5 protein-coding genes are annotated in these 5,983 nt (G+C 68.9%); 4 read left to right on the top strand and 1 reads right to left on the bottom strand.

What is annotated here, in order from left to right:
- The coding region (locus D7V97_RS45015) for a carboxymuconolactone decarboxylase family protein (RefSeq protein WP_120615622.1) at positions 1-502 on the top strand (502 nt) is incomplete at its 5' end.
- A gap of 14 nt (positions 503-516) precedes the next feature.
- On the opposite strand, the gene D7V97_RS38780 is transcribed toward D7V97_RS45015, so the two are convergent.
- Positions 517-963 (bottom strand): ester cyclase, encoded by a 447-nt coding sequence (locus D7V97_RS38780; protein WP_158623543.1) that lies wholly within the window; start codon positions 961-963, stop codon positions 517-519.
- Positions 964-1,197: 234 nt separating this feature from the next.
- Between D7V97_RS38780 and D7V97_RS38775 the strand changes: the two genes are divergently transcribed.
- The 3 genes from D7V97_RS38775 to D7V97_RS38765 all read left to right on the top strand — a co-directional run.
- Positions 1,198-3,138, top strand: a complete 1,941-nt coding sequence (locus D7V97_RS38775) for an AGE family epimerase/isomerase (RefSeq protein WP_120615620.1) — start codon at positions 1,198-1,200, stop codon at positions 3,136-3,138.
- Positions 3,135-4,670: a DJ-1/PfpI family protein gene (locus D7V97_RS38770; protein ID WP_120615619.1), complete on the top strand. Its 1,536-nt coding sequence runs from the start codon at positions 3,135-3,137 to the stop codon at positions 4,668-4,670. The genes D7V97_RS38775 and D7V97_RS38770 overlap by 4 nt, the downstream gene beginning before the upstream one ends.
- Positions 4,670-5,983 (top strand): thiamine pyrophosphate-binding protein (locus D7V97_RS38765; RefSeq protein WP_199729115.1); only part of this gene is annotated, 1,314 nt, incomplete at its 3' end. The genes D7V97_RS38770 and D7V97_RS38765, both read left to right, overlap by 1 nt.

Here is a 5,983-nt window from a genome sequence, read left to right as displayed (position 1 = left end):
GCCCCAGGATGTCTCGAGGCTCCTCTGCGCCGACGCGCTCAAGCGGCTGCGGAGCCGCTACCACGACAAGCCGTCGGACCCGGTGGCGCTGCTCTCCCGCAGCAGCATCCAGGCCATGTATTCCCAGTCCAGCGATCTGCTCGAAGAGATGATGAGCGAGTTCTACAGCCCCCAGAAGTTCGCCCGGGACCAGGACTTCGACCAGTTCGCCCGGGACCGCGAGCAGATCGTCATCGCCCTGCTGGCGGCCCGCATGGGCAACCGGCGGATGCACCTGGCGCTCCATCTCTACTGGGGCCTGATGGTGGGCCTGTCTCCCCAGGAGATCGCCCACCGGCTGCTGTTCATCAGCTTCTACAGCGGCATCGACACCCTGACCTCGGCGCTCGAGACGTTCAGCGCGGTGCTGAACAAGCTGCAGGGCCTCACGGACGCGGCCAGGTCGGACGAGGCACTGGAGCCGCGGGCCATCATGGGCGAGCTGGCGGCGTTGTTCCCCTGAGCACCCGGACCGGCTCACGCCGCGCGCCGCGGGAGCCCCACGCCGGAGCATGAGTCCGGGTCCAGGTCGTGCATCCAGAGTTCGGCCACCCGGTCATCGTCATCCTCGAACACGAAGACGTACAGGCCCCGGGGGACAGGCCCCGGGTGCGGGCGCTCGGCGCGCCAGCGTACCGCCACCTTGTTGCCCTGGACGGCGCGGCGCTCCAGGGCGAACAAGGCGCCGGGCGCACTCCCGCGCAGCTTCCTCACGAACCGCCGCAGGCCCTCCCGCCCGGCGCCCGACTCCGGCCGCGCGGGTCCGCGCAGGACGACACCGGGTGTCATCAGCGCGTCGATGAGCTCCAGCCGGCCCTGGCCCAGCACTTCGTCGAAGTAGCTGGAGATCGCGTCCACCCTCCGCGCCCTCGTGGACTGCGCACTCCGGGCGGACTCGACGTTCGCGGGGTTCTCTTTGTTCATGGGTTGTCGCCTTCCTGATGTCTGGCTTTGTTGAGCGCCTGTCATTGTCGCGGCAGGTGCACCGCTGGACAGGTCTGATGGAAGAGCCACGAGGTGCCCGGTGTGATGGAGCGGCGGCCTCCGCCTGCTCTCCCCCTCTCGCGCGGCACGCCGCCAGGTCCGCTTCGTCACGGCGCGCACCTGCCGTCTCTAAAAACAGCCGCAGCGCAACACACCTCCCAATCACGAGAGCGCATGAACAACCTCTGCCAAACCATCACCCTTCTGGGGACCGTCACGTCGTCGCAACCGGAGCAGCTTCGGTGCGACCTGCTGCTGCGAAGCGGCGACACCGTGACGCTCCACTTCGGCGCCGAGACGACGTTCTCGGTCCTCACCAACATCGACGGCACCTCGAATGACCGGGTGCCCGACGCCCCCGGACAGGAGGGCGGCGAGCTGGCCCGCAAGGTGGCCCGCTACCTGCGGCCCCAGGACACCGTCTTCGTCCGGGCCATCCGGTTCGAACACGAAGGGCAGGAGCGCTACGACGCGCGCGCCGTCACCCGCATGCACTCCGAGCCGCGGCGCTTCCTCTTCGAGGACACGCACTGGTGGATGAACCAGACGCGGCAGATGGCCAATGCGTGGCTCGATGATCTCTTCGGCGACTCGCGCACCTACAGCGAGGACGACTTCTCCAAGCACTACCGCACCAACCTCAACTTCTACGGCGGCGCCACGGACGACAACCTCCAGGCCATGCCGACCCTCGCCCGGCTCATCTATGGGCTGTCGTCGGCGTACCTGATGACGGGCGACCACCGCTACCGGCTGGCGGCCGCCGCGGGCATCCAGTTCCAGCGCTCCTCGTTCCGCATCCTCAGTCCGGATGGGCAGTCCTGCATCTGGGCCTTTGGCCGGCGCAAGGGCGTCAATGGCACCGTCACCCTGATGGCCTCGGAGAACGGCGACGACTCCGGCGCCATCGCCCTGTACGAGCAGATCTACGGCCTGGCGGGGCTTGCCCAGTACTACCGCATCACCGGCGACCCCGAGGTGCTGGAGGACCTCCGCCGCACCGTCAGGGCGTTCAACACGCTCTTCCTCGACAGCAAGGACGTCAACGCCGGGTTCCCCGGCTTCGACGGCTACTTCGCCCACCTCGACCCGGTCACCCTGCGGCCGGACTCGGCGGCGCTCGGGCGGCTCCAGTCACGCAAGAACTGGAACTCGGTGGGCGACCACATCCCCGCCTACCTCATCAACCTCATCCTCGCCCTGGACCCGCTGCCGCAGGGCGCGGACCCGGAGATCGCGAGCTTCCTCGACACCTGCCGGGAGATGCTCGACCGCACGACGCGGCTCATCCTGGAGAAGTTCCCGGACTCCGATTCGCTGTATGTGAATGAGCGCTTCCTCGCGGACTGGACGCCCGACCACCAGTGGGGGTGGCAGCAGGACCGCGCCGTCGTGGGCCACAACTACAAGATCGCGTGGAACCTCACGCGCATCGCCTACTACCAGCTCGCCCACGGACGGCAGGAGGAGGCGCAGCGTGCGCTCCAGCTCGCCGAACGGCTCGCCAAGGCGATGGCCACCCACGGCGCCGACCTCATCCGGGGCGGGTGCTTCGACGCCGTGGAGCGGCACCCCACCAACGGCCAGCCCCTGGAGTTCCCCTGGGGCAGCGTGAAGGACTTCTGGCAGCAGGAGCAGGCCATCCTCGCCAACCTCATCCTCCATGGCCAGACGGGGGATCCGGAGTACCTGGACCAGGCGCGCTCCATGTCCGCGTTCTGGAACATGTTCTTCCTGGACCGGGACAACCAGAACGTCTTCTTCCGCGTCAACGAGGACGGCCTTCCCATCATCAACGGCGCGTTCGCCAACAAGGGACAGTACGCCGTCGCGGGCTACCACTCCTTTGAACTGAACTATCTGGCTCACGTCTACACGTGCGCCTACGTCTCGCCCGTCTCCAGCTTCTGTCTGTATTTCCATCCGTCCGCCCACAGCGGCTTCCGCTCCATCAACGTGCTGCCGGACTTCGTGAAGCCCGGCTCCATCGAGATCGCGAGCGTCTCCATCAACGGCCGCCAGCGGGCCAACTTCGACCCTGTCCGGTTCCAGATTCCCCTGGAGCGCTCGGACCTGGGCTCGGAAGTCATCGTCCAGTTCCGGAGGAAGTCATGAGCTCCCAGTCCCTGAAGGGCAAGAAGATCGCCGTCCTCGTCGAAAGCCAATACATCGTCGACGAGATTGCGCAGTACCGCGACCGGTTCGAGGAGGAGGGGGCGGAGGTCCACTTCCTCGCGAACCTGAATGGCAGCCCCTTCGTGAACCTCGTGAGCGAGGTCGAGGAGGTGGGCCACACGCCCAAGCTCCTGACCGTCACGCGCGACATCCGCAAGGCCGCCCCCGAGGACTACGCGGCCATCCTCGTGGCGGCCAACTACCCCAGCGTGCGGCTGCGCCACTTCGTCCCGCCCGACGGGCCGGATGGCAAGCCGTTGCCCATCCACCCGGAGATGGTCCGCACCTCGCCCGCCGTGCAGTTCCTCAGCCGCGCCATGCGCCACCCGGAGATCGTCAAGGGGGCGCTGTGCCACGCCCTCTGGCTGCTGACGCCCACCCCGGAGCTGCTCGCGGGGCGCAAGGTCATCTGCCACGAGGTCGTCCTGGCCGACGTCCTCAACGCCGGCGGCGTCTACACCCCGCATCCGTCGGGCGTGGTGGTGGACGGTGACCTGGTGACGGGGCGCTCGTACTTGAACGTCTCCGAGTTCATCCAGCGCATCAAGGGGCTGCTCGTGCCCCAGCAGCCGGTGGTGGCTCCTGCGCCCCAGGGCTCCGCGCCGCCTCAGCCCGGGACGGGCCGTCAGCGCAGCATCCTCGTGGTCCTCTCCAACCATGGCTACTGGGGCGAGGAGCTCGTGGGCCCGCTGGAGGTCTTCGAGCGCCAGGGCTACCGCGTCGAGTTCGCCACGCCGAACGGACAGCGGCCCGTGGCCCTGCCTCCGAGCATGGACTCGGGCTACATCGACCCGCCCCTGGGGCGCTCGGTGACGAGCCCGCGGATGGCCCTCAAGGTGTGCCTGCTGGACGCCACCGGCCCCGGGCGCAGCGAGCGCTCCCGGATGCTCGATGCGCCGCTGAACCTCTCGGAGCTGCTGCCCGAGCGGCCCTACTTCAGCCATCCCATGATGGTGCGTGCGCTCGAGGCCTACTACCGCGAGCGCGACGAGGCCCTCCGCGCCTTCGAGCGGTTCGACGCGCTGCTGCTGGTGGGCGGCAGCGGCCCCATCGTCGACCTGGCCAACAACCAGCGCGTGCACGACCTCATCCTCGGCTTCCTGAGGCTGGGCAAGCCCATCGCCGCCGAGTGCTACGCGGTGACCTGCCTCGCGTTCGCGCGAGAGCTGGAGGACCGGCGAAGCATCCTGCGCAACAAGCACGTGACGGGTCACTGCCTGGAATACGACTACAAGGACGGCACCGGCTTCGTGGGCACCGACTTCAACATGGGCCCGCCGCCGTACCCGCTCGAGTACATCCTCCGCGACGCGACCGCGCCGGAGGGGCAGTACCACGGCAACTTCGGCAAGGAGCAGTCGGTCATCGTGGACTACCCGTTCGTCACGGGCCGCTCCACCCCGGACTCCACGCTGACGGGCGAGAAGCTCGTCGAGGTGCTGGAGCAGGGCCTGCGACGGTGGGGGTTCTGATGCAACCGCACACGAATGGAGGAAACACCCTGAAGAAGCGAACCGGTTGCATCGCCCTCATCGAGCAGCTCGCCGCGGAGGAGGCTCGATATCTGTTTGGCAATCCCGGCACGGTCGAGGAGGGCTTCCTCGATGCCCTGCGCGAGGTGCCGTCCGTCCAATACGTCCTCGGCCTCCAGGAGTCGGTGGCCGTGGCCATGGCGGATGGCCACGCGCGGGCGACGCGGCGGCCCGCCTTCGTCCAGCTCCACTCCAGCGTGGGGCTGGGCAATGGCATCGGGATGATCTACCAGGCCAGGCGCGGCAACTCCCCGCTCGTGGTGCTCGCGGGGGAGGCCGGGCTCGCGTACGACGCCATGGACGCGCAGATGGCGTGCGACCTCGTCTCCATGGCCCGCCCGGTGACCAAGTGGGCCACGCGCGTCGTCGACCCGGGTTCGGTGCTGCGGGTGCTGCGGCGGGCCATCAAGATTGCCTCGACCCCGCCCATGGGGCCCGTCTTCGTCGCCCTGCCCATGGACGTGCTCGACGCACCCAACGATGAAGCCGTCTTCCCGACGCCGCGGCTGGACACCCGCTCCGCGCCGGAGCCGGAGGCGGTGAAGGCGCTGGCCCACCTGCTCGCGGAGGCCGAGCAGCCCTTGCTCATCGTCGGCGATGGCGTGGCGGCCTCGGGTGCCCAGGAGGAGCTGACCCGGGTGGCGGAGCTGCTCGGCGCCGAGGTGTGGGGCGCCAACAGCTCCGAGGTGAACATGGATGCGGCCCACCCGCTGTTCCGGGGCCTGCTGGGCCACATGTTCGGCAGGGACAGCGCGGCGGTCGTCTCGCGGGCGGACGCCGTGCTCATCACGGGCACGTATGTCTTCCCGGAGGTCTTCCCCTCCCTCTCTGGCGTCTTCCGCCCCGGTGCCCGGGTCGCCCATGTCGATCTCGACGCGTATGAGATTGCCAAGAACTTCCCGGTGGACCTGGGCCTCGTGGCGGACCCGAAGCGGACGCTCGCGGCGCTCGCGGAGGCGCTGACCTGGGTGATGACGCCGGCCCGGCGGGCGGCCGCGGAGGAGCGGCTGCGAAGCGCCAGGGAACAACAGGAGCAGGAGCGGACACGGGCTTCCGACGCCGGGACGGGTTCCGGTGAAGCACACGAGGCAACGCCCCCGGTCTTCCTGCGAGAGCTGGCGAAGCGGGTGGGTGAGGAGGCCATCGTCTTCGACGAGGCGCTCACCCTCTCACCGGAGGTGGCCCGGGCGCTGCCCGGGCGCAGGCCGGGGCACTCCTTCCAGACGCGGGGCGGCTCGCTGGGGGTGGGGATC

The sequence above is a fragment of the Corallococcus sp. CA053C genome, from assembly GCF_003611675.1.
Lineage (GTDB): Bacteria > Myxococcota > Myxococcia > Myxococcales > Myxococcaceae > Corallococcus.
The sequence above is the reverse complement of the archived record's forward strand: the minus strand, read 5'-3'. Positions and strand labels throughout refer to the sequence as shown.

Excerpts from the sequence above, each read along its gene's own strand:
- D7V97_RS38780 (WP_158623543.1), bottom strand. The coding sequence starts at position 963 with ATGAACAAAGAGAACCCCGCGAACGTCGAGTCCGCCCGGAGTGCGCAG.
- D7V97_RS38775 (WP_120615620.1), top strand. The coding sequence starts at position 1,198 with ATGAACAACCTCTGCCAAACCATCACCCTTCTGGGGACCGTCACGTCG.
- D7V97_RS38770 (WP_120615619.1), top strand. The coding sequence starts at position 3,135 with ATGAGCTCCCAGTCCCTGAAGGGCAAGAAGATCGCCGTCCTCGTCGAA.